The organism is Larkinella terrae (assembly GCF_009668025.1).
Taxonomy (GTDB): domain Bacteria; phylum Bacteroidota; class Bacteroidia; order Cytophagales; family Spirosomataceae; genus Larkinella; species Larkinella terrae.
In genome coordinates, this window is the sequence record NZ_WJXZ01000009.1 from 565,445 (window position 1) to 587,771 (window position 22,327).

The following is a 22,327-nucleotide window of genomic DNA, read 5'->3' on the forward strand; positions in this document are numbered from 1 at the left end:
TGAAGGCCGGGCGGCCGGTGCCGGGCTCTTAAAACCGAATTCAAAAGCCCGGCACCGGCCGCCCGGCCTTCAGAGGGGTGGGGGCAAACCGAAGAAAAGAAAAATCTGAGTTTTAGACAGTCGCTTACATTCATCATTTCTTTTTCATTTTCTAATCAGCGGAACCTGCAAATTGGTGGGGCGGTTTTCCGGTTTGTCAAATGCGCGACCGTCTACGTTTTTGCTGCCATTGAAAAACAGGTCATTATAAATGTAAATCAGGTCATAATCTACGTATATTTCGCCTTCGGTCAGGCCAAAAGCCGGGAAGCCTTTTTCTTTTACATCCTGTGTAACACCTACTTCCCAGCGATTTAAATCACTGGTGGGAAACCGGTTTACGGCATCGGCAAAACCGGGGTGCAAGGGCGTTACTTCATAAGCTTCATCGGCCACATAATCGACCTTAAAAGCGCCCGAGGCCAGCGGGTGCTCGCCCTGCCAAACGTTGTGGCCTCTGATGACAATTTTCACCAAAGGCACTTTCCCGTTAGGATCCGCGAAATTGGTTACCTCACATTCAAACCTGTCATTGGGAGAATACCTGAAAACCCGGGAACAGTAAAAAGGCTGGATCTCACCGGAAGCCGATTTCGTAATGCTGGGCCGGAGTTCAGTCGCGATGCTGACCCATTCGCCACCCTGAATAAATTGTTTCGTTTGTTCGAGCGTCATGGTGATGTGTTTTTACTCCGCCAAAGCTATTATCTTCGTCTGAAATTTATAGCTAGTCCATTATGGGTTTACTAGTACATTTTTATAGACCAATGGCCAGTTCCCGCAAAAACAAAGATTTCAATCCCAACAATTGTCCGGTTACCCACTGCCTGAACCGGATTGGCGGAAAATGGAAACCGCTGATTATTTATGCCGTCAGTAAGAATTGCAACCGGTTCAGCAAGCTGCAGAAAGCCATTCCGGTGATCAGTAAGCAGATGCTGGTCAATCAGTTGCGGGAACTGGAAGAAGATCAAATTCTCGAACGCGTTATTTACGCCGAAATACCACCCCGAGTTGAATACAAAATAACCGAATATGGACTAACGTTACTGCCAGTCATTTATGTCCTGCAGGATTGGGGATTAAATGATCTGAAACGAATGGTGCAGGTTTCGAATACCGAAGCAATTCGTTAATGGTTTTAAACGTGTAGCCTCGCTGTTTTAAAAACCACTGATACACCTTCTCAAGAGTATTCAAAATACCTTTTTATGCGAGTTAATTTCTCCTTTTTTTAAACTGATAGAAAGGCGAAGTACGGTCAAAAAGACCGGTTTTCATTCCGCCGTTTATCCGGTTGAACTCGACAAAGAATAAGTACGGAATTGGCCCTACAATTTGTCATTTTTACCCCTCATCATTCTCTGAAAAACAGTCCATATTTGCTGAAAACAAACCTGTTCACATTTATGGAAAAGCTAGAATACACAATCACAATCGATGCGCCACGGGAAAAAGTGTGGGATATTCTCTGGAATGATACCACTTATCCGGTCTGGACCGGCGTTTTCAGCGAAAATTCACGGGTAGAAACCGACTGGCAGGAAGGCAGCAAAGTACTTTTTCTGGGTGGCGAAAATGAAGGGCTGATTTCTTCCATTGCCGCTAAAGTACCCAACGAATACATGTCGTTTAAACACCTGGGCGCTATTAAAAATGGCGTGGAAGACTACAACAGTGAGTATACGAAACAATGGGCCGGTTCTACGGAAAATTATTCACTGAAAACGGTGGACGGAAAAACCGTGCTTCAAGTTGATCTGGATGTGACAGAACAGGACAAAGATTATTTTCAGAAAACATGGCCGTCGGCAATGGAAAAAATTAAAGAACTTGCGGAAAAGGGATAGGTAAAAAATCCCGAATCAAATGTTTAGGATGGGTGCGTACTTCTAAAACGCTCTATATTGGTTTTTTTTCTCTATGAAACGCTGGATCGCTCTACTCGCTGTCGTTCTAATTGTTACTTCTATTCGGGCGCAAACGCCCTTTTCGCACGGTCGGCTGCGGGTTTCCGACAATCAGCGGTATCTCGTACATCAGGACGGCACCCCGTTTTTCTGGCTGGGCGATACGGCCTGGGAATTGTTTCACCGACTGAATCGCGAAGAAGCCGAGCGGTATTTCAAACGACGGGCGGAGCAGGGATTTACGGTTATACAGGCTGTGGCGCTGGCCGAAATCGATGGTTTGAACACGCCCAACGCACTGGGTGACAAACCGTTACTCAACAACGATCCAACCAAACCAAACGAAGCCTATTTCAAACATGTCGATTATTTGATTGAACGAGCGGCTGCCAATGGCCTGGTCATTGCCCTGCTCCCAACCTGGGGCGATAAATTGTTTAAGTCGACCTGGGGTGCCGGACCTGAAATTTTCACGGTGGAAAATGCCCGCCAGTACGGTCGCTGGATTGGAAACCGCTACAAAGATCGCGAAAACATTGTCTGGATTATGGGTGGCGACCGCGTTCCGCGCGAGGGTTCTCAGGACGTCGCCGTCTGGCAATCCATGGCTGCGGGTGTGCAGGACGGCGTTGGCGGACCCGATAAAGCGCTGATGAGTTTTCACCCGCAACCGAATTCGCTCGAAATGGGCGGTTCGTCGCATTGGTTCCACAACGACAAGTGGCTGGACTTCAATATGCTTCAAAACGGTCATTGCCGCGATACGCCGACTTACGACAAAATTGCGTTTGTGTATAACCGCAGCCCGGCAAAGCCCGTGATTGATGCCGAACCGATTTACGAAGACCACCCGGTTTGTTTCAATCCGACCGATCTGGGACTCTCGAACGCGTACGATGTGCGGAAATACGCGTACCTCGACCTTTTTGCGGGAGCACACGGTCATACGTACGGTTGCCACGACATCTGGCAGATGTTTGCGCCCGGTCGCCAACCGGTTAATGGTGCCCACATCGCCTGGTCGGATGCAATGAATCTACCCGCAGCAAATCAGATGCGGTTTGTCCGGCGACTGATGGAAGCGCGCCCGTTGCTGGATCGCGTTCCCGATCAATCTCTGGTTACGGAGGCCAACAATGCTGCGGCTGAACGGATTCAGGCCACGCGGGGGAAAGATTACGCCTTTGTCTATACAGCCGCCGGAAAACCGTTTTCGGTTCAGATGGGAAAAATAACCGGCAAAGAAGTAGCCGCTTACTGGTTTGATCCCCGCAAGGGCCAGGTAAAATCAATTGGATCATTCGCTAATCAGGGGCAGCAGAAATTTACGCCCCCATCGTCGGGCTACGGCCACGACTGGGTGCTGATTCTTGACGATGCTTCCAAAAAGTACGCTTCGCCGTCGGCAGCAAACTAGAAAACGTACTGAACTGTAAAAGCCGGTGAGGTAGTAACTTGCAAGCCCTGCAACCATAAACCGTTCTTCCAGAGATTGTTCTGGGTCTGCTTGCTGACGTTTAAATTAAGCAGGTTGGCTTCGGCAATAAAATTTTTACCGAGCAGATAAGCCAATCCGCCGTTCAGGGTTCCCCCGGCCGTGTGGTTGACTTGCTCACTCGGATAGGGCGATTGCCGAAATGAATAGGAAGTGTACGTGAACGTGGCTCCAACGTAAGGCCGCAGGCGCGTATTGGAAAGGTAGGCGCGAACGTACGGAGCAAAGCCCAGCGTGGTTTCGGTCGTTTTACTTACTCCGGAATTATTGATCCAGGTAATGGGCACCGAAATCCCAACCAGGAAGTTATTGGCAACGAAAAAACCGACTGCCGGGGCCGCCATCAGACTTTGCGCTCCGGAGCTTCGGTGACTTATTTCTTCGGTTCTCCCCGTAAAAACCACGCTCGCGCCGACCGTAAACCGCCCCGCCCGGGCCTGCGAACCAACTGTTGGCGGAGTGCCCGCCTGAATTTCCCGCTCCGGACGCGTGCGGCCCGTCATGTAAACCAGTCCGGCGGTCAGGCTGCTGAAGGTAAACGGAAAAACCGTACTGTTGGTCGAGAGTTCGAGTCCCCAATGGCTATCCAGAAAATACACCCCGCCGATTTGCGTAAATGGCGCAATCTGAAATGTATTGGTTTTGTTTTCGCTTCTCATGCTCGTACCCGAATCGTAGACTTCCAGCCGATACTGATCGAGGCTACCACCAATACCGCCACCGGCGTAAATGCGCCAGTTAGTAGCCCCCCAGTATTTGCGAACATAGGCCGATAGTCCTCCCCGAACGTAATTCTGATTCAGCGGGATTTCATTGAAATTGACCTGCTTGTAATACGATCCGTTAGCGGAAATCCCCATGAGCCAGTTGTTAGCCAGAAAGACTCCGTGGTTGACCGAAAAATTTACCTGCGGGCTTCGGCGGGTATAGCCATTCGGGTAGTCACCTGCAAGTTGGGTTGTATTAACCTGGAGATTTCCGCTCCATAAGGCGCGCCCAACTTCGGTTTGGGCCAGTGATGCGTGAGTGAGATACAGACAGATAGCCAAGGCGGCAGCTTTTTTCATAACAGGTCGAGTTATGAATTACCTGTAGCAATAATAATACCGGTTCATTTTTCCAATGGCAATCCGTTGCTTTTCCTACGAACTTCAAAAAAAATAGGCTGAACTTTCGTCCAGCCTACTTGAAATCGTATCTTAATTGTATCAGGATCAACCTTATTCGGTTACCGGTTCCTGCTTCTTGACCGTGATGATCAGGTTTTCACCGTTGTCGTCGTAGTCAGCCAGAATCACATCGCCTTCTTTCAGGTCACCTTTCAGAATTTCTTCCGCGACGGGATCTTCGAGGTATTTCTGAATGGCCCGGCTCAGCGGACGCGCACCGTATTGGGGATCGTATCCTTTTTCGGAGAGGAAGTCTTTGGCTTTTTCGGTCAGTTCGACTTTATATCCCAGACTCGTTACCCGACCGAGGAGTTTACCCAGCATCAGGTCGATGATCTTGTGGATGTCTTCGCGTTGCAGCGAGTTAAACACAATCACATCATCCAGACGGTTCAGGAATTCCGGCGAGAACGCTTTCCGCAGGGCATTTTGAATCGTACTTTTCATGATTTCATCCTGATTCTCCGCTTTACCACGGGTGGCAAAACCGATACCGGAGCCGAAATCTTTAAGGTCACGGACCCCGATGTTCGACGTCATGATGATGATGGTGTTCCGGAAATCAACCCGGCGACCCAGACCGTCCGTCAGAATACCATCGTCGAGCACCTGCAACAGGATGTTGAACACATCCGGGTGGGCTTTTTCGATTTCATCCAGCAGCACGACGGAGTACGGTTTCCGGCGGATTTTCTCCGTCAATTGACCACCTTCTTCGTAACCTACGTAACCCGGAGGAGCTCCGACCAAACGGCTTACGCTGAATTTCTCCATGTATTCCGACATGTCGATGCGCACTAGGGCGTCGTCTTTGTCGAAGAGGTAAGAAGCCAGCACTTTCGCCAACTCGGTTTTACCGACCCCGGTCGGCCCGAGGAAAATGAACGAACCGATCGGCTTCTTGGGATCTTTCAAACCAACGCGCGTCCGCTGAATGGCTTTCACCAGTTTCTGAACCGCCTTGTCCTGACCAATCACGCGACCGGTCAATTGGTCGGACATGTTCAGCAGTTTGGCCCCTTCGTTGGTGGCTACGCGGCTGGTTGGAATACCGGTCATCATGGCGACAACCTCGGCGACGTTTTCTTCCGAAACCGTATACCGTTTTTTCTTGGTTTCTTCTTCCCAGGCCAGTTTAGCGCGGTCCAGTTGATCGATCAGGCGTTTTTCCTTATCGCGTAGCTGGGCGGCTTCTTCGTATTTCTGGCTTTTCACCACCTGGTTTTTCTCCTTCTTGATGTTCTCGATGCTGTCTTCCAGCCGTAGAATATCTTCAGGAACCGAGATGTTGGAGATGTGTACGCGGGCACCTACTTCGTCCAGCACGTCGATAGCTTTGTCGGGTAAAAACCGGTCAGAAATGTACCGTTCTGACAGTTTAACAGCCGCTTCAACCGCTTCCTGCGTGTAGTTAACGTGGTGGTGATCTTCGTACTTATCTTTGATGTTGTTCAGGATTTCGATGGTTTCTTCTACCGAGGTAGCATCTACCATAACAACCTGGAACCGGCGGGCCAAAGCGCCGTCTTTTTCGATGTACTGGCGGTATTCGTCCAGCGTCGTGGCACCAATACATTGGATGTCTCCACGGGCCAGAGCGGGTTTGAACATGTTGGAAGCATCGAGCGAACCCGAAGCGCCACCGGCACCGACAATGGTGTGTAATTCGTCGATGAACAGAATCACTTCCGGCGATTTTTCCAGCTCGTTCATCACGGCCTTCATGCGCTCTTCAAACTGACCGCGGTATTTGGTCCCAGCCACTAACGAAGCCAGATCCAGCGTAACCACGCGTTTGCCAAACAGCACCCGCGACACTTTTTTCTGAACGATACGGAGTGCCAAACCTTCGGCGATGGCGGTTTTACCAACGCCGGGTTCACCGATCAGGATGGGGTTGTTCTTTTTCCGGCGGCTCAGGATCTGAGCGACGCGTTCGATTTCTTTTTCACGGCCAACGATTGGGTCCAGTTTACCCAATTCAGCCAGTTTGGTTAGGTCACGGCCAAAGTTATCCAAAACCGGCGTTCTCGACTTCTCAGAGCCTTTCGGATCTTTTCCCGAACCGGAGCTGCTGCTACCGAACATGCCGCGGTCGTTGTCGTCGTCGTCAGTTTCGGGGCCCATGTGCGGACGTGTACCGGAGGATTGATATTCCAGCATTTCCTTTATCACCTCGTAGTTGACATTAAATTTGTTCAAAATCTGGGTCGCCACATTGTCTTCATCGCGGAGAATCGACAGGAGCAGATGCTCCGTACCAATCAACGGACTTTTGAAAATCTTGGCCTCCAGGTACGTAATCTTGAGTACTTTTTCAGACTGGCGGGTGAGTGGTATATTGGCCAGATTTTTGACGTTGTTGGTTGCGGTTCCTTTGGTCGCCTGTTCGATCGTTACGCGCAGCTCGTCCAAAGAAATGCCCAATTTTTTCAATAACCCAACGGCTACCCCTTCGCCTTCCCGAATCATACCCAGCAGCAGGTGCTCTGTACCTATGTAATCATGACCCAGACGCAGGGCTTCCTCTCTGCTGAGCGAGATAACTTCTTTAACTCGGTTCGAAAATTTAGCTTCCATTCGCTTAGGGTTGTATGTATTGCGTCTTACTCGTACTAACGAAAAAATTTTCGGTATTGTTCACTGTCGTGTGGACTGCTTTAAAACGTCGGTGGCAAGCGTTCCCTGGCAGAAAATCAAGTCCAGAATGCTTAAGTCAGGTGCAAATACGCTGCCAAAGTTCTGCGGGTACGAAACGGGGTGATAAAACCTGCCATTTTGTGTATTTCCCCTCGCGTTAATCTGCCCGTGGGCATCCAGAAGGTCACCATCTAGTTGTCTTTCAAAGACTTCGGTCAGGAGAATTTTCTTTTTCCAACCCAGCCATTTCAGACATAATGTCAGCAGTTCGAAATTCAGATCAAACAGGAAGACCCATTTCCTGCGAAGAACCGCTTCGAGTTCGTCAGCATAATACTCAAAAAAAGGAGCTTTGCTGTAAGCCGATACCAAACATCGCCAGTGACGATCGGGCCAGGCTTGCCGGTAGTCGATCCGCACATCACGGATCAACTGTTTGTGCGTGCCATTGAGTACCGGAACCGTCAGTCGGTCGATGCCATTTGCCGTCAGGACATAACACCGATTTCTGTAACTTTGCTTTCCATAATGCTCGGCTGCTTCCAGCCAAACGGTATCGAAGGGTAAGAGTGCGGTGAAATAGGTCAGGCTGGGCAAATAGTGTAATTCGATCCGGATGCCCTGACTTTGTTGACCAACGTGGTACTTTTCCAATATACGCGACGCATTATTAGTACCAAATAAATGAATTTCGCGTTGAACAAGCAAACGGTTTTGCAAAATTTTAATTTGCCGGTGTAGTTTTGCCGATCGGACCACCAAATTTCCAATGACGCTCGCTTTTTTTCGATTCTTTTCCAAACTGCCAATTTCCTTCTTATACGCCATTTCCGACGTTTTGTTTTTTTTAATGGCTTACATTATTCGGTACCGAAAAAAGGTCATTGATTTAAATCTAAAACGCTCATTTCCTGAGAAATCAGATACTGAACGCTTGCTGATCGCAAAAAAATTTTACCGCAACTTCGCGGATGTTCTCGTGGAAACATTCAAACTGCCGGGCTTTTCGCCCACGGAGTTGAAAAACCGGGTGACATTTATCAACCCGGAAGTTGTTCAGGACAAACTGGCACAGGGGCAGGCGGTTTTGATCATGGCGTCGCACCAGTGCAACTGGGAATGGGCGCCCTCCGCATCGGTCGTCAATGGCATGCCCGCCGATGCGGTTTATAAAAAACTGACGAATGAGCTTTCGGAGCGTCTCGTTTATTACATCCGGTCTAACTTCGGAGCAAAACCGGTCCCGATGAAACAGCTGCTGCGCGAGATGGTCACCCGGCGAAACGAAGCCCGACTGATTGCCCTCGTCGCCGACCAGATTCCCGACCAACCCGAGTTCGGCTACTGGACAACATTCATGCACCAGGAAACGCCGTTCTATCCGGGACCGGAGCGGCTGGCCCGGAGTTTCAACCTGCCGGTTTTTTACATCGAAATGCAGCGAATCCGACGCGGCCATTATTCACTGACCTTCTACCCCATCGCCGAACCGCCCTATGCCAATCTGACCGATGGCGACATCCTGAACCGCTACCGCGACCGGCTGGAACAAACCATCCAGGAAGCCCCCTCCGACTGGCTCTGGTCGCACAAACGCTGGAAACACCAAAAAGAGAAGTATGCTAAGACGCAGGTGAAGTTTTAAAAAGTTTCGCGGAGTTGAGCGGAGAAAAAATGAGCTCAGCGAAGAGTAATTTTTCCCTGCTGAACTCGTTTTTTCTCCGCCCAACTCCGCGAAACAACCTGTTTTTAACTTCTTACTGATATTGAATATAAAGCGGTTTTGGCTCCAGCGACAGCACTTCGGCGGGCTCCATCAGGTGCGGAACCTTGTGGTTGGAACGAAGGTCGACTTTCTTCAAATCGTTTTTGTAGAACAGCTTAAAGCCCGTGTATTGCACCGGTTCTTTGACAATATAATCCCGGTACGAATCGATTTTCAGGGAAGGCGGTCCCCAACCGTCCATGTCCATCACGATTGCCACGCGCGGATCGCGTTTAATATTTTGGTAGTTCGTCACCATCCGTTGTGTAAAACGGTGGACCACCAGCACTTTCGGCGGAATGTTATTTTCTTTGACAATCCGGCTCAGGAACTGCACGGCATCATTCACGTCGGCGGCATCATACGTCCCGATTTTTGTACCCGGCCGGGCACCGGATTTCATCGAAAACTCCGGATCAATACCGAGGTGAACGTAGGGAAGTTTCAGGTATTTTTCGAGGAATGCCAGCTCGCCTTTCAGATCGGCCAGCCCCACCTGAACATCCAGAAAAACAATGGCGCCATCCTGCGCTCCCCAGCTGATGACCTTGCGAATGGTTTTGTCGCTCATCCGTAGCCGGTAGTTTCCATCTTTCTGAGGAGTGCCCTGGGCCGAAATCGCGACGAGGTGAAGGGCCTTCTGGATGGGTTTCGACGGATCAGCTTTCTGCCAGCGGGCAGCCTCTTCATCCAGTCGGCGCAACATTTCTTTGCGGGGGTATTCGCCCAAAGCCCCCATTTTCTTGGAGTGCGGATTGCCGTAGTAAGCCAGAATCCGGTGTTTGGGCAATAGCGTGTCGGGCAGGGTTCCGGCGAATTTCAGCGTATCAGCTTTCAGCGGATCGGTTTCATTCAGGGTGTCGGCCGAAGCGGTTTGAACCGGGGTTTCTTTCTGAACCGAATCTTTGGCTGGTGTTGCCGCAGCAACACTATCGGTTTTGGTTTTTTCTCCGCTGCCAGTGCCGGACGTGCAGCCGGACATTGCGTTAAATTGAATAACTAAAGACGTAATTGCAACCATTTTCCATGCCGCTCGGCATGACATACACCCTCCGTTTACCACCGTTTTTTGATTAGAATGTGAATAGTTCGACGTACCTACGGACTAAAGTCCGTTAATTTCTCTTACATTTTTCATAAAAAACGGACTTTCGTCCGTAGATACGTTTTCCCAAAAATAGAAACTCTGCCGTAAAACGGAACAGTAATTGCAAAAAAATGAGTGAGCAATTTTGGATAGTCCGGAAAAAACCGCCTATTCTTCCAGTATACCCAATCCCTGCCGAACCACGTCGAAGTCGTCGGTGGTAGCATCAATAATTGTCGAAGGAACATTGCCGCCGATGCCGCCGTCGATTACGATATCGACCAGATGCTGAAACCGCTCGAAGATAATTTCCGGATCGGTGATGTACGGCACAATATCGTCCTCGATGTCTTTGATTGTGGTGGTAATGATGGGATTACCGAGTTCTTTCACGATCCCGCGGGGAATGTTGTGATCCGGAACCCGGATGCCGACCGTTCGTTTGTTGGTGTGCAAAATTTTCGGAACCCGGTGACTCACATCCAGAATAAAGGTGTAAGGCCCCGGCAACAGCCGCTTCATTAACTTAAACGCCTGATTGCCAACGCGGGCGTAATCGGAAATATGACTTAAATCGTGGCAAATGAATGAGAAATCATTCTTCTGCGGTTTGATGCCTTTGATGCGGGCAATTCGCTCAATGGCGCGGGTGTTGTGAATGTCGCAACCCAGCCCGTAAATCGTATCGGTTGGATAAATGATGACTCCGCCGTCGCGCAGAACATCGACAACGTGGCGGATTTTGCGCTCTTCGGGGGTATCGGGGTGAATCCGTAGAAACTCGGCTGACATACAATTCAATTAGTTATCTGCTAAACTAACCTGTGGCAATTTGGTTGCAAATAACCGCTTTCTTCGGCCGATTGAAAGAAGAAAATCAGGAGAATCGGGAATCAGTTGTTTGTCAGACCATCATTCGAACATCGCCCTGGCTCATCTGGCGGTTTTGCTGCCATTGGGCATAGCGCCGGTATAAACCGTTTATTGGAACGTGCCATTTGCAAAGGCGGAGGATAAAAACCGTCTGAAAATCCGGTTTTTCCATGAATTCGAGTAACTCCTTAAACCGGAACGCGAGCTCGAACTGCTCGGCGTAAAAGCACTGCCGGATAAACCACCGGATCCGGCTGGCCAGGGCGTGGTATTCGTCGGAAGACTGGCACTGGTCGAACGCTTTGTAACAGACTTTCAGCGTTGAACTAAGTAATGAACTGTTCCGGTCCTGAAACTGACTGGAAAGCGACTTTCGAACAATCCGCTTGCTCGTCAACACTTCATCCTGGTAATGATACCGGTAATTCCGGGCCGTCCGCACCCAGAAATCAAAGTCCTCGTAGCTCAGTGACTCGTCGTAGCCGCCCAGACTTTCCAGTACATCTTTCCGCATCATCATGGTGGGAGTCGAGACAAAATACGACGCGAGAATTTCCTTGAAAACCCAGCCCGACGGCACATCGACCGTCGCCTGGCCCGCTGCACCGACGGGAAAATGGTAGCCGGTCAGCTTCCCGGTTTCGTCAATAAAGGCCGCATTGCTGAAGATAACTGCATAATCGCCCGCCAGTCGGTCAAAACCGGCGACCTGCCTCGCAATCCGTTCGGGATGTAATAAATCATCGGCCGATAGATCAATAACGTAGCGCCCCTTTGCCAGTTTCAGTCCCTGATTAAAAGCCCGGCAATTTCCAATATTTTCGGTATTTCGGATGAACTGAATTTTCGGATGCAGTTGCTTCAATTCTTCCACCCGGGCCGCCGACTGATCGCTGCTATTGTTGTCAATAACGATCAGCTCGATCATGGGATAAGTCTGGTTCAGAACGGATTGAATGGATGCGGTAATAAACCGTTCATGGTTGTAGCTAATGCAAATAACGGTTACCAGTGGTCGGATGGACGACAGATAATCAGCCAGCAAACCAGGTGGTGCCACGAATGGAATTTCAGCCATACTGATGATGAAGATAGGATTAATCAGACAAAGAGCGATGACCCTTTATAGGACAATAGTATGGATTATCCAATCGAAAAATACAACGTTTTTTAGCGAACGGCGTAGTTGGGACGAACCCGGAAGTATGTAACTGATAAAACCGAAAAGTAAATAAAGTCAGTTCTGGCACGGTTTTTATTCTAATTACCAGCAAGAAACAGTCAGGGCCTTTGCCGAGAGCTTGGCCTCTGATTTTTGGGTTAGGGTTATTGTAAATGCTCTCTAAACGGTTTGGGGAGCATTTATTGTTTTACGGCCTTCAGCGCATTTTTATCGCCCTGCCTTTTGTATAGCACCACGTTCATATCGAAACCGACGATCAATAATAAACAGACCAGGTTGATCCAGATCATGAGTACGATCAGTGTTCCGATGGAACCGTAAAGTTTATTGTAAGACCCGAAGTTGGAGACGTAAAACGAAAAACCGTAGGTGGTCAGCACAATCAGTACGGAAGCCAGAATGCTCCCCGGATTGAAAAATTTCCACTGTTTGTCGATGTCGGGGCCAAATTTGTAAATGACCGAAATAGCCGCAACAAATACCGCAAAAACGACGAGATAACGTCCCGCACTCAGCATCGTTGTCACCACGATGTTGTCCAGAATCCGGATATGCTGCAAATAATCGGTGATCAGACCCCCGATCACCAGCACCGCAATGGCCAGAAACAGGGCAATCGCCAGCATGATTGTCAAGCCGAAGGCAATCAGACGGGTTTTGAAAAAACCGCGTCGGCCAATGGTGTGCGACGAATTGAAGGCCATCATCAGCGAAAGAATTCCGTTTGTTGCCGCATACAAAGCCAGAATAAAACCGAACGACAGCACGTTGCCGCGCGGTCGGCTGATGATGTCGTAAATCGTCGTTTTAACGGTTTCGTAGGTCGATGCGGGCAACACCTGGGAGAAAAAATCCATCACCTGATCTTCGAGGTCCGGAATTGGAATCAGCGGTATCAGCGTGAACAGAAAGATTACTGCCGGAAAAACCGCCAGAATGAGGCTATAGGCCGCCGAAGCCGCCCGTTCGCTGGTGTCATTGTCGGTGACCCGGGGAATAAATTGTCGTAAAAAGTCGAACCAGTTTTGCGGGGAATCGAAGGCCCGGTGTTTTTGCAGGAAGATGATTGCGCGCTGAACGGCATTGTACCGCATCAATTTTTCCAACATAATGACGTAGCGTTACTAGACGAAAATTTAAACCGCTGTTTCAAAAAAAGGTTTCAGTTTTTCGTTGAGTTCAGCGGGCGATTTGGTCAGTCGCCCCGTGGCTGCCTGCATGAAAACCAGCGTGGTTTCGCCGGTATTCAGGTGTTCGCCATGCTGGTTGTAAATGTCGTAGTGAAAAATGATGCGAACACCGGGGCGTTCCGGAATCGTAACCCGAATCGTCAGCATGTCGTCGTAGCGGGCCGGACGCAAATACCGCGAGCGGTTTTCGTAAACGGGCATCATCACCCCCGACGCTTCCATTTCCTTGTAATGAAACCCCAGACTCCGCAGGGCCTCCACCCGCCCGATTTCGTAGTAGCGGGCATAATTGCCGTAATAAACATACCCCATCTGATCGGTGTCGGCATAACGAACGCGAATGGGCGGAACTTCGTATTGAAACATTTTTCTGTAAGACAAGAGAGGTGAGATAAGAGAGAAAAGAATAACTGTAACTGAAAAGTCTTTACTCTCTTGTCTCACCTCTTTATTCTACTTTATTTCATAATCCCTCGCTTGTTCAACTCCGCGTGGTAGATCCGGGCGTTGTTGATGTGTTCTTCGTAGGTTTTGGCGAAGGTGTGATGGCCGGAAAAATCGGGACGCGCCACAAAATACAGGTACTCGTGATTTTCGTGGTTCAAAACCGCATCGATCGAACTCAGCGTCGGCAGGTTGATCGGGCCGGGCGGCAAGCCTTTAAACCGGTAGGTGTTATAAGGCGAATCGATCTGCTTGTGGACGTTCAGGACGCGCCGGATCGTGAAATCACGAAGGGCAAAAACCAGCGTCGGATCGGCTTCGAGCAGCATGCCCTTATTCAATCGATTCAGGTATACACCGGCCACGCGCGGTTTTTCGTCGTTCGCCTTGCTTTCCGACTCCACAATGGATGCCAGCGTCTGTACCTGCGTCTGGGTCAGTCCCATGTCTTTCGCTTTTTGCTGCCGCTCCGGCGTCCAGAATTTCTTGTATTCCTTGCCCATCCGGTCCAGAAAATTGGTGGCGCTGGTGGTCCAGAAAAACTCGTAGGTGTTGGGCAAAAACATGCACATGATGGTGGTTGTATCAAAACCGTAATGCGCACATACCTGCGGATCTTTCAACAAACTGTCCAGGGCCTTTGGTCCGAATTCAAATTTGGCGCCCAGTTTGGAAATCAGCTCATCTTTCAGCCGGATATTGTTGAAAGTCAGCTTCATGGGGTCCTGGGCGCCCGAGCGGAGTTTCCGGATAGCTTCCTGGTTGCTCATCTTCTTTGTGATGACATACCGGCCATTTTTAACGTTTTCGGTGTATTTCATGAAGCGGGCCAGAAATCGGAACGACATCTTATCATTCACCACCTGGTGAGCGTTAAGTGAATCCATGACGGTTTCGAAGGTAGCTCCGCGCGGAATGAATAACTCGAAATCCTTGTCGTTTTCTCCGACCTGCAGATTGGGCGTTTTAAATATCTGCCACGCATAAAACGAAAGCGTGGATAATAAAACCGATACGATAATCAGAATCGCAATTACAAACGTACGGGACATAAATGAGTTGGACGATTGACCATAGACGATTGACAACGGACGATGGTCAATCGTCTATGGTCAATAATTTTTTGACTGCAAATGTAGCAAGGAAGGCGGTTCTATAATAGCGTTTCAGGGTTTTGCCCGCACCGGTTTTTGAATGCCTTTGTAATTGGGCAGATTGACCAGCAGAACGCCCATCAGAATAACCGCCAGCGCCACCAATTGACGCCCCGAAATCGACTCGTTGGCAAACAGCCAGCCCAGCAAAACCGCAATCACCGGATTCACGTAGGCATACGTGCTGACAATCGCCGGTGGCCGGACTTTCAGCAACCACAAATACGCCAGGTAGGTAATGATGGACCCCATGACGATCATGTAAATCAGCCCCAGCCAGGATTTCGTCGTAACCCGCGCCAGCTCAAAACCGCTCAGTTCACCGGCAATCAGGCTAACCAAACCACAGAACAAGCCCGCCGAAATGAGCTGCAAGCTACCGTTCAGCAGGGTTGATGAGGACGACGGTTTGTATTTTGCGTAGAGTGAACCGAGGGTCCAAAAAATGCCGCCGACCAGTAAAACCGCCACACTGATCCAGAATTTCCCGGTCGATGGCAGCGCCGAAGCGGTTTTTCCCGGCTGAATCACCAGCAAAACCACTCCCGCAAAACCGATGACCAGGCCCAAGGGAATCATCCAGTTTGAAAAATAAGTCGGCCACTGGCGACGGTCCAGCAGGACAAACCAGAACGGCAGCGAGGTTACCAAAATAGCTGCCAGCCCGGACGGAATGTGCTGCTCGGCCCAAATGACCGAAACCGTTCCGCCAAACAACATCAGAATTCCGCTCAAGGCGTTTCGGCCTAATACCTGCGCGGTCAGGTTGATTTTGCCCTGCGTCAGGTTCCAGCCAAACAATAATACGCCAGCGGTAAAAAACCGCATGCCCGACATCAGAAACGGCGGGATTGTCGCCAGTCCAAACAGCGCGGCCAGGTACGTCGATCCCCAAATGATGTAAATGGCGGCAAATGCCAGGAAAACCAGTATGGGTTTGGGTTGTTCCTTCATAGAGCGGTCGTTTCCTACTCTAAACCCATTTTAGCCCAAACCGTTCCGCGAGGTCCCGCAAACTCTGAATAACCGGTTCGATCAGCGGCAATCCGTTTGCTTCACGCTCTGCTTCCATTTCGCGTTCGGGATCGCCGGGAATCAGCACCTGCTTGCCCTCCACCGCCCGGGCGGTGCGGAAGGCCCCAATCCAGTTGTCCATGTGTTGCTTGAACTCATCGGCGGGCCGGAAGGCGTCTACGCGCATTGCACCGAAGAAGTGACCGGTCCCGGCCCCAACGCCTTCTTTAGCGGCCATAAAACCGGCTGTGGCGAAGGGCGGCACCCACGGTCCGTAATTGGCTCCCGACAAAACGCCGGAGAAAATATCGACAATTGCGCCCAAACCGTACCCTTTGTGGCTGCCATGTTCACGATCGGAACCCAACGGCAGTAAAGCTCCGCCGTTTTTGATGGGATTGGAATCCGTTGATGGTTGACCCATTGCGTCCTGCGCCCAGCCCAGGGGCGCGTCCTGACCCTTGCGCTGCAAAATTTCCATCTTGCCGTAAGCCACCGCCGTCGAGGCAAAATCGGCCACAAAGGGCGGCTGCGTCAGGGCTGGAACCGCCACGGCAATGGGATTGGTTCCCAGCAACTTATCGAGCGAAAACGTCGGTGCTACGAGCGGAGCCGCGTTGGTCATCGTCAGGCCGATCATATCGTTTTCGAGGGCCAGCATGGCGTGGTAACCGGCAATGCCGAAGTGGTTGGAATTTCGGACGGCCACCCAGCCGGTTCCGGCAATCCGCGCTTTTTCAATGGCAATCTGCATAGCTTTCGGGCCGACAACCAGGCCCACGCCCCGGTCACCATCGACCACCGCCGTCGACGGTGTTTCGTGAACTACCTGAATGTTGGGCGTCGGATTCAGCCGACCGTGATCGAACAGCCGGACGTAGCCCGCCAGACGCGCCACGCCGTGGGAATCGACACCCCGCAGGTCGGCCTGAACCAAAACCGTGGTGGCCAGGTCAGCGTCTGCTTCGGAAAAGCCAATTTTCAGAAAAATCTGCCGGGTAAAGTCTTTAACTTGGAGAACTGGAATCATTTGTTTGGTGGAATCAGGCCGAATATTTGCACGCGGCCGAACGGTTTTAACGGACAATTCACTAAATCGAAGCCGAATAGTGGACTGTTTTTTTCGCAAAAATAGCCGACAGACTAAACGAAACCGTCACAACCGGAATCTATATTCTCGAAAACGCTTTTTTATACGCCGTACCATGAAAACAGTTCCCATATTTATTGCCGCTTTGTTGTTGATGATGACTGCCCGGGCGCAGGACGACGAACAGCGGATCAGCTCGAAAATCCAGCACGTAACGGTTTTTCTGAACCGCGCCCAAATCAACGCTCAGGCGCGGGCGACGATCAATCCGGGCGTTACGCGGGTGATTATCGACAATGCCTCGGCACAAACTGATCCGCAGAGTATTCAGGTGAGCGGCAAAGTCAGTTCAGACCGGGGCGAGGCCGTGATTCAGGGTGTTCAGTTCCGCACCAATTTTCTGACGAAAGTGCCGAAACCGGTTTCCCTGCAAAGGCTGGAGGATTCGCTCCGGATTGCCCGCGATACCTTTGATGTTTTGAACCTGCAGAAAGAAGTGCTCGATAACGAGAAAAAAATGGTGCTGGCCAACCAGAAAGTGGGGACTGGCGCCCGCCCAACCCCGGTCGGCGATGATGAAAAAAGCGGACGCGGGGGCAGCCGCCAACGAATCCGCTGCCGCGCCAGCCGCCGATCTGGCCACCACGGCTAATTTTACGCAGGCTTCGGAACAGCCGACGGGCGTCAATTTTGAGATTTCCATTCCGTACACCATTCTGTCGAATAACCGTCCGCAGGTGGTCGATATTCAAACCGGCGAAGTACCTGCCACCTACCGCTACACGGCCACGCCCAAAGTCGACCAGGATGCATTTCTGATTGCGACGCTTTCCGGCTGGGAAAAATTGAATCTGCTGACGGGTGACGCCCGAACTTATTTTGAAGGCACTTACGTCGGCGAATCGCGGGTGGATTTGAAACAGGCGGGAGATACGCTGACGGTCGGTTTGGGTCGTGACAAAAAAATCATCATAAAACGCGAAAAAACGCAGGATTTCAGCAGCCGCAAGGGCCTGAGTTCGTCCATTCGCGATTCGTATACCTACAAGATTACCGTTCGGAATACCAAATCGGAAGTAGTGAACCTGACGCTGTTCGACCAGATCCCGGTTTCGACCGACAATCGGATTGAAGTAGAACTGAACGACAGCGCCGGTGCTGAGCGAAATAACGAAACCGGTCGCCTGACCTGGAATCTGTCCTTGAAACCGGGTGAAAACCGGGAGTTGGTGTTTAGGTACACCATCAAATACCCAAAAGGAAAACAACTCGTCAATGCCGAGTAACTAGCCGCAATTCTGAAACCGGCAGGGTCGTCGAGCCTCGATACCTTGCCGGTTTCAGGTTATTTTGGAATCGACTTTTGCAAAGGACTGTAGCTGGAATAGAAAAAACTTCAACTGATTTTGCAACCAATTTCCGGCAAAAAAGTACGGATTTACCCTGCGAAGCGTTCCTATTTTGGTCTTTACAACCGGTTGGCCCGTTTTTTACGGTAAAAAAATTAAGAACCTGCGCGGGGTATATTTTTTCAGCTTTGTTGTTTATAGCATATGATTCAGCGTCTGCTTACTACGGTCATTTTCCTGCTTTTTATCCACTCCGTTCAGGCACAGAGCGATACGCTAACTGTGGACTCGCTGATGATCAAGCAGAAATCGCCGTATCTCGGGATGATCAAACCGGGACAGAAATACATTGCGCTGGATATCATGGGGGGTTTGGGCGGTTTTCGACGCTACCGGTATTTCCCGAATGAAGAAATTAAGTTTCGGTACAAAGGCAAAAAATACAAGGAACCGGTTTACGGCGTAACCGACTCGACGCTAATACTAATTCTCGAAGATCCGAATACGTTTCTACCCGAAACCGTCCATTTCCGGCTCGACCGGATTGAGAAAGTGTACGTCAACCGCCACATTCCGTTCATCACCGAAGGCACGTATCTGTTTCCCATCGCCGGAGTGCTCTTTTTTGTAGCCGATGTCGTCAACGTATCGCGCCAGGAGAAGCAACTCACCGCCGATCCCCGCGCCCTGAAAGCCCCCGCCGTCCTGCTTGCCCTGGGCGCCATTTGCTACAAAGTGAGTTTTCCCCGATACAAAATCAACAAAAACCACCGATTGAAAGTATTGGAAACGTATTGATAGTCAAAACAATATCGAACATTGAATAACGAATATCGAATAACGAAGGCTTCCAATTGTTTTATTTGATATTCGATATTCGTTATTCAATGTTCGATATTCTGTCAATCTTCATCGTTCATCCTCCATCATTCATCATTCAATTAATTAGTTTTGCAGAAAAATTAACCAATCCTTTTCTGATTTGAACGCTGTACGTTTGACCCCACCTGCCGGATCTGTCCGGGCAACCATACCTTTGGCATCTTCAAAAAGTGAGAGCAATCGCGCCCTGATTATCAACGCCCTAAGCGGTTTTCGCGGAACGTTGCACAATGTTTCGGCGGCTCGTGATTCGCAAACCATGATTCGGCTGCTGAAATCGGAAGATCCGATTGCCGACGTTCTGGATGCCGGAACGACCATGCGGTTTTTGACGGCCTATTTCGCGGTAACGGGTCAATACAAAACGCTGACAGGAACGCCCCGCATGTGCGAACGACCAATCGGTATTCTGGTCGATGCCCTGCGCGCGTTGGGTGCCGACATTGAGTACTTGCAAAACGAAGGTTTTCCGCCCATTTCCACCAAAGGTTTTTTTCGGAACGGAACCAACCGGTTGGCGATTCGCGGGGATGTGAGCAGTCAATACATCTCGGCCCTGCTGATGGTGGCTCCCCTCCTGCCCGACGGCCTGACGCTCGAACTGACCGGCGACGTGGGTTCGCGCCCGTACATTGAAATGACCCTTCGGCAAATGGAACACTTTGGGGTTCAGACCGTTGCCAACTGGGAAAACAAAACTCTGACTGTTCCGGCAACCCCCTATTCGCCCGCTGATTATGCGATCGAATCCGATTGGTCAGGGGCAAGTTACTGGTTTAGCATGGTGGCACTGGCGGAAGATGAATCGGTGGAAATTGACTTGCTGGGCTTAAAAGATGACTCACTGCAGGGCGACAGTGCCATAGTGGACATCATGCGACCGTTGGGCGTCGAAAGTAAGTTTACGGATAAAGGGGTTATTTTGACGAAAAAACCGGCCGAATCGTCGCTGGCCTGGGATTTTACCAACTGCCCCGATCTGGCCCAAACCGTCGCGGTTTGCTGCGCCTTAAAAGGCATTCTGCTGACCCTAACCGGCATCGAAAGCCTGAAAATCAAAGAAACCGACCGCGTTTTCGCACTCCAGACCGAACTACAGAAAATCGGAGCCGAACTCGTGGAAGTAGAAAAAAATACCCGATACGAAGTTCGGAAAACCGGCGTTTCTGACTCTGTACCGACTTTTGAAACGTACGACGATCACCGCATGGCGATGGCGTTTGCGCCCGTAGCGATGCGCCGGGAAGTGGTTATTGAAGAACCGGGCGTCGTGGCCAAGTCATATCCGTCGTTCTGGGACGACATGGCGCGGGTGGCCGGTGTTCATTTTATTGACTAACCGACCTGATTAAAATTCGATTTAAACCGGCAGGACTTTCGGGACCTACCGGTTTTTTTTGCATCATTACTTACATTTACACCACTCACTGAACCATACCTATTTTGGAACTTGTCCTGACATCTCTTGGCAGCATCCCCTGGTGGGGATGGATTTTAATTGGCCTGGCTCTGGTAGCCCTTTACGATATCAACCAAAAAAAGCACGCCATTCGACACAACTTTCCCATTGTCGGCAACCTCCGGTATTTTCTGGAAAGTTTTGGGCCCGAACTGCGTCAGTACATCGTGGCCAATAACCGAGAAGAATTGCCGTTCAACCGCCAGCAACGCGCCTGGATTTATTCGTCGTCGAAACAGGAAAACAATTTTCAGGGCTTTGGCACCGATCAGGATATTACGAGCGCCGGGTATATTTTCATCAATCCTGCCCTGCTCCCGCTCAAACTTTCGCCCGACAATCCAAATTACGGTCAACCATATACTGCTCCGGCAGCCAAAGTTATCGGCGTATTTCACAAACGTCGACGGCCTTATCACCCGCGTTCGATTGTCAACATCAGCGGGATGAGCTTCGGGTCGCTGTCGGCGAAAGCCATCGAGTCGATGAACAAGGGCGCGTTGAAATTCGGATGTTACCACAACACCGGCGAAGGCGGTTTGTCATCCTACCACAAATTCGGCGCGGATGTGGTGGTGAATATCGGCACCTCCTATTTTGGCGTTCGCGACGATGAGGGCAATTTTGTGATGGAAAAACTGGTGAAGCTCGTTGAAACCAATCCGTTTGTCCGGATGCTGGAACTGAAGCTATCGCAGGGTGCCAAACCGGGCAAAGGCGGGGTGCTTCCGGCGGCTAAAATTACCGCCGAAATTTCCGAAATCCGGCACGTTCCGATGGGCAAAGATGTCATTTCTCCGGCGTCGCACTCGGCTTTTTCCGATATTCCTTCAATGGTGGCTTTCATTGAAGCGATGGCCGAAAAAACCGGTCTTCCGGTGGGGATCAAGTCGGCGGTCGGGAAACTGGAATTATGGAAAGAATTGGCCGATTACATGCTGGAGACCGGTAAAGGCCCGGATTTTATCACGATCGATGGTGGCGAGGGCGGCACCGGCGCGGCCCCTCCCTCCTTTGCCGATCACGTTTCGCTGCCGTTCGTATACGGTTTTTCGAAAATCTACCGGATTTTCCAGAAGCGCGGTCTGGTTCACCGCATCACGTTCATTGCTTCCGGTAAACTCGGCCTGCCCGAATCCGCGGTGATGGCGTTTGCCATGGGTGCCGACCTCATCAACGTGGGGCGCGAAGCCATGCTGTCGATCGGCTGCATTCAGGCCCAAATCTGCCACACCAACCGCTGTCCGTCGGGGGTTGCCACGCAGAACAAGTGGTTACAGAACGGCATTGATCCGACCCTGAAAAGTGAGCGGTTTTACAATTACATCAAAACGCTAACGAAAGAAATTCTGGAAATTTCCCACGCTGCCGGCTACGAACATCCCTGTCAGTTTACAATGAAAGACGTCGATCTGGCCATGGGCGACAACAACAAGATTCAGACGCTGGCCGAAGCCTACGGCTATCGGAAAGATGAAGTACCCTTTACGTCGATTGCTGATTTATTAAATAGTCCTTACATCGATAAACACGAAAACAAAAAGCCATAACTACCTTAATATTAAGAAATTAATATAAATAAAA

21 protein-coding genes are annotated in these 22,327 nt (G+C 50.4%); 9 read left to right on the top strand and 12 right to left on the bottom strand.

Annotated elements, in window-relative coordinates:
- Nucleotides 1-144: 144 nt before the first annotated feature.
- Nucleotides 145-714, bottom strand: a complete 570-nt coding sequence (locus tag GJJ30_RS16910) for a hypothetical protein (RefSeq protein WP_154176336.1) — start codon at nucleotides 712-714, stop codon at nucleotides 145-147.
- Between the two features lie 92 nt (nucleotides 715-806).
- On the opposite strand from GJJ30_RS16910, the gene GJJ30_RS16915 reads away from it, so the two are divergent.
- The 3 genes from GJJ30_RS16915 to GJJ30_RS16925 all read left to right on the top strand — a co-directional run bounded on the left by GJJ30_RS16915 (nucleotide 807) and on the right by GJJ30_RS16925 (nucleotide 3,366).
- Nucleotides 807-1,175 (top strand): winged helix-turn-helix transcriptional regulator, encoded by a 369-nt coding sequence (locus GJJ30_RS16915; protein ID WP_154176337.1) that lies wholly within the window; start codon nucleotides 807-809, stop codon nucleotides 1,173-1,175.
- A gap of 273 nt (nucleotides 1,176-1,448) precedes the next feature.
- Nucleotides 1,449-1,889 carry an SRPBCC family protein gene (locus GJJ30_RS16920; RefSeq protein WP_154176338.1) on the top strand — a complete coding sequence of 147 codons (441 nt, stop codon included), beginning with the start codon at nucleotides 1,449-1,451 and terminating at the stop codon, nucleotides 1,887-1,889.
- A gap of 73 nt (nucleotides 1,890-1,962) precedes the next feature.
- Entirely contained in the window at nucleotides 1,963-3,366 is a 1,404-nt protein-coding gene (locus GJJ30_RS16925) for a glycoside hydrolase family 140 protein (protein WP_154176339.1), read from the top strand.
- Here GJJ30_RS16925 and GJJ30_RS16930 read toward each other — a convergent pair.
- The 3 genes from GJJ30_RS16930 to GJJ30_RS16940 form a co-directional block, all read right to left on the bottom strand.
- Entirely contained in the window at nucleotides 3,363-4,511 is a 1,149-nt protein-coding gene (locus GJJ30_RS16930) for a hypothetical protein (RefSeq protein WP_154176340.1), read from the bottom strand. The two genes, GJJ30_RS16925 and GJJ30_RS16930, sit on opposite strands and share 4 nt — an antisense overlap.
- A gap of 153 nt (nucleotides 4,512-4,664) precedes the next feature.
- Nucleotides 4,665-7,193: an ATP-dependent Clp protease ATP-binding subunit gene (locus GJJ30_RS16935; protein ID WP_154176341.1), complete on the bottom strand. Its 2,529-nt coding sequence runs from the start codon at nucleotides 7,191-7,193 to the stop codon at nucleotides 4,665-4,667.
- A gap of 60 nt (nucleotides 7,194-7,253) precedes the next feature.
- Complete coding sequence (locus GJJ30_RS16940) at nucleotides 7,254-8,081, bottom strand: WbqC family protein (protein WP_154176342.1); 828 nt, start codon at nucleotides 8,079-8,081, stop codon at nucleotides 7,254-7,256.
- Here GJJ30_RS16940 and GJJ30_RS16945 point away from each other — a divergent pair.
- Nucleotides 8,023-8,898 (top strand): lysophospholipid acyltransferase family protein, encoded by an 876-nt coding sequence (locus GJJ30_RS16945; protein ID WP_154176343.1) that lies wholly within the window; start codon nucleotides 8,023-8,025, stop codon nucleotides 8,896-8,898. The two genes, GJJ30_RS16940 and GJJ30_RS16945, sit on opposite strands and share 59 nt — an antisense overlap.
- A gap of 112 nt (nucleotides 8,899-9,010) precedes the next feature.
- Here the strand turns inward: GJJ30_RS16945 and GJJ30_RS16950 are convergent, their stop codons facing one another.
- From GJJ30_RS16950 to GJJ30_RS16985, 8 genes are all read right to left on the bottom strand, one after another.
- Nucleotides 9,011-10,000 carry a hypothetical protein gene (locus tag GJJ30_RS16950; RefSeq protein ID WP_229313179.1) on the bottom strand — a complete coding sequence of 330 codons (990 nt, stop codon included), beginning with the start codon at nucleotides 9,998-10,000 and terminating at the stop codon, nucleotides 9,011-9,013.
- Nucleotides 10,001-10,273: 273 nt separating this feature from the next.
- Nucleotides 10,274-10,897 (bottom strand): L-threonylcarbamoyladenylate synthase, encoded by a 624-nt coding sequence (locus tag GJJ30_RS16955; RefSeq protein ID WP_154176344.1) that lies wholly within the window; start codon nucleotides 10,895-10,897, stop codon nucleotides 10,274-10,276.
- A gap of 112 nt (nucleotides 10,898-11,009) precedes the next feature.
- Nucleotides 11,010-12,056 (bottom strand): glycosyltransferase family 2 protein, encoded by a 1,047-nt coding sequence (locus tag GJJ30_RS16960; protein WP_154176345.1) that lies wholly within the window; start codon nucleotides 12,054-12,056, stop codon nucleotides 11,010-11,012.
- 284 nt (nucleotides 12,057-12,340) lie between these two features.
- Nucleotides 12,341-13,270 (bottom strand): YihY/virulence factor BrkB family protein, encoded by a 930-nt coding sequence (locus GJJ30_RS16965; RefSeq protein WP_154176346.1) that lies wholly within the window; start codon nucleotides 13,268-13,270, stop codon nucleotides 12,341-12,343.
- A 27-nt stretch (nucleotides 13,271-13,297) separates the two neighbouring features.
- On the bottom strand, nucleotides 13,298-13,717 hold the full coding sequence (locus GJJ30_RS16970; protein WP_154176347.1) for an acyl-CoA thioesterase: 420 nt from the start codon (nucleotides 13,715-13,717) through the stop codon (nucleotides 13,298-13,300).
- Nucleotides 13,718-13,809: 92 nt separating this feature from the next.
- Complete coding sequence (gene mltG / locus GJJ30_RS16975) at nucleotides 13,810-14,847, bottom strand: endolytic transglycosylase MltG (RefSeq protein WP_154176348.1); 1,038 nt, start codon at nucleotides 14,845-14,847, stop codon at nucleotides 13,810-13,812.
- A gap of 114 nt (nucleotides 14,848-14,961) precedes the next feature.
- Nucleotides 14,962-15,903: an EamA family transporter gene (locus GJJ30_RS16980; RefSeq protein WP_154176349.1), complete on the bottom strand. Its 942-nt coding sequence runs from the start codon at nucleotides 15,901-15,903 to the stop codon at nucleotides 14,962-14,964.
- A 19-nt stretch (nucleotides 15,904-15,922) separates the two neighbouring features.
- Nucleotides 15,923-16,993 carry an Ldh family oxidoreductase gene (locus tag GJJ30_RS16985; RefSeq protein WP_154176350.1) on the bottom strand — a complete coding sequence of 357 codons (1,071 nt, stop codon included), beginning with the start codon at nucleotides 16,991-16,993 and terminating at the stop codon, nucleotides 15,923-15,925.
- A 175-nt stretch (nucleotides 16,994-17,168) separates the two neighbouring features.
- Between GJJ30_RS16985 and GJJ30_RS16990 the strand changes: the two genes are divergently transcribed.
- From GJJ30_RS16990 to GJJ30_RS17010, 5 genes are all read left to right on the top strand, one after another.
- On the top strand, nucleotides 17,169-17,705 hold the full coding sequence (locus tag GJJ30_RS16990) for a DUF4140 domain-containing protein (RefSeq protein WP_154176351.1): 537 nt from the start codon (nucleotides 17,169-17,171) through the stop codon (nucleotides 17,703-17,705).
- On the top strand, nucleotides 17,626-18,339 hold the full coding sequence (locus tag GJJ30_RS16995) for a DUF4139 domain-containing protein (protein WP_154176352.1): 714 nt from the start codon (nucleotides 17,626-17,628) through the stop codon (nucleotides 18,337-18,339). Before GJJ30_RS16990 ends, GJJ30_RS16995 begins: the two co-directional genes overlap by 80 nt.
- A 267-nt stretch (nucleotides 18,340-18,606) precedes the next feature.
- The gene (locus tag GJJ30_RS17000; protein ID WP_154176353.1) at nucleotides 18,607-19,200 is read left to right on the top strand and encodes a hypothetical protein; all 594 of its coding nucleotides are present in this window, start codon (nucleotides 18,607-18,609) and stop codon (nucleotides 19,198-19,200) included.
- Between the two features lie 184 nt (nucleotides 19,201-19,384).
- Nucleotides 19,385-20,623: a 3-phosphoshikimate 1-carboxyvinyltransferase gene (locus GJJ30_RS17005; RefSeq protein ID WP_154176354.1), complete on the top strand. Its 1,239-nt coding sequence runs from the start codon at nucleotides 19,385-19,387 to the stop codon at nucleotides 20,621-20,623.
- 104 nt (nucleotides 20,624-20,727) lie between these two features.
- Nucleotides 20,728-22,293 carry an FMN-binding glutamate synthase family protein gene (locus tag GJJ30_RS17010; RefSeq protein WP_154176355.1) on the top strand — a complete coding sequence of 522 codons (1,566 nt, stop codon included), beginning with the start codon at nucleotides 20,728-20,730 and terminating at the stop codon, nucleotides 22,291-22,293.
- Nucleotides 22,294-22,327 lie beyond the last annotated feature (34 nt).

Excerpts from the sequence above, each read along its gene's own strand:
- GJJ30_RS16910 (WP_154176336.1), bottom strand. The coding sequence starts at position 714 with ATGACGCTCGAACAAACGAAACAATTTATTCAGGGTGGCGAATGGGTC.
- GJJ30_RS16915 (WP_154176337.1), top strand. The coding sequence starts at position 807 with ATGGCCAGTTCCCGCAAAAACAAAGATTTCAATCCCAACAATTGTCCG.
- GJJ30_RS16920 (WP_154176338.1), top strand. The coding sequence starts at position 1,449 with ATGGAAAAGCTAGAATACACAATCACAATCGATGCGCCACGGGAAAAA.
- GJJ30_RS16925 (WP_154176339.1), top strand. The coding sequence starts at position 1,963 with ATGAAACGCTGGATCGCTCTACTCGCTGTCGTTCTAATTGTTACTTCT.
- GJJ30_RS16930 (WP_154176340.1), bottom strand. The coding sequence starts at position 4,511 with ATGAAAAAAGCTGCCGCCTTGGCTATCTGTCTGTATCTCACTCACGCA.
- GJJ30_RS16935 (WP_154176341.1), bottom strand. The coding sequence starts at position 7,193 with ATGGAAGCTAAATTTTCGAACCGAGTTAAAGAAGTTATCTCGCTCAGC.
- GJJ30_RS16945 (WP_154176343.1), top strand. The coding sequence starts at position 8,023 with ATGACGCTCGCTTTTTTTCGATTCTTTTCCAAACTGCCAATTTCCTTC.
- GJJ30_RS16940 (WP_154176342.1), bottom strand. The coding sequence starts at position 8,081 with ATGGCGTATAAGAAGGAAATTGGCAGTTTGGAAAAGAATCGAAAAAAA.
- GJJ30_RS16950 (WP_229313179.1), bottom strand. The coding sequence starts at position 10,000 with ATGTCCGGCTGCACGTCCGGCACTGGCAGCGGAGAAAAAACCAAAACC.
- GJJ30_RS16955 (WP_154176344.1), bottom strand. The coding sequence starts at position 10,897 with ATGTCAGCCGAGTTTCTACGGATTCACCCCGATACCCCCGAAGAGCGC.
- GJJ30_RS16960 (WP_154176345.1), bottom strand. The coding sequence starts at position 12,056 with ATGGCTGAAATTCCATTCGTGGCACCACCTGGTTTGCTGGCTGATTAT.
- GJJ30_RS16965 (WP_154176346.1), bottom strand. The coding sequence starts at position 13,270 with ATGTTGGAAAAATTGATGCGGTACAATGCCGTTCAGCGCGCAATCATC.
- GJJ30_RS16970 (WP_154176347.1), bottom strand. The coding sequence starts at position 13,717 with ATGTTTCAATACGAAGTTCCGCCCATTCGCGTTCGTTATGCCGACACC.
- mltG (WP_154176348.1), bottom strand. The coding sequence starts at position 14,847 with ATGTCCCGTACGTTTGTAATTGCGATTCTGATTATCGTATCGGTTTTA.
- GJJ30_RS16980 (WP_154176349.1), bottom strand. The coding sequence starts at position 15,903 with ATGAAGGAACAACCCAAACCCATACTGGTTTTCCTGGCATTTGCCGCC.
- GJJ30_RS16985 (WP_154176350.1), bottom strand. The coding sequence starts at position 16,993 with ATGATTCCAGTTCTCCAAGTTAAAGACTTTACCCGGCAGATTTTTCTG.
- GJJ30_RS16990 (WP_154176351.1), top strand. The coding sequence starts at position 17,169 with ATGAAAACAGTTCCCATATTTATTGCCGCTTTGTTGTTGATGATGACT.
- GJJ30_RS16995 (WP_154176352.1), top strand. The coding sequence starts at position 17,626 with ATGATGAAAAAAGCGGACGCGGGGGCAGCCGCCAACGAATCCGCTGCC.
- GJJ30_RS17000 (WP_154176353.1), top strand. The coding sequence starts at position 18,607 with ATGATTCAGCGTCTGCTTACTACGGTCATTTTCCTGCTTTTTATCCAC.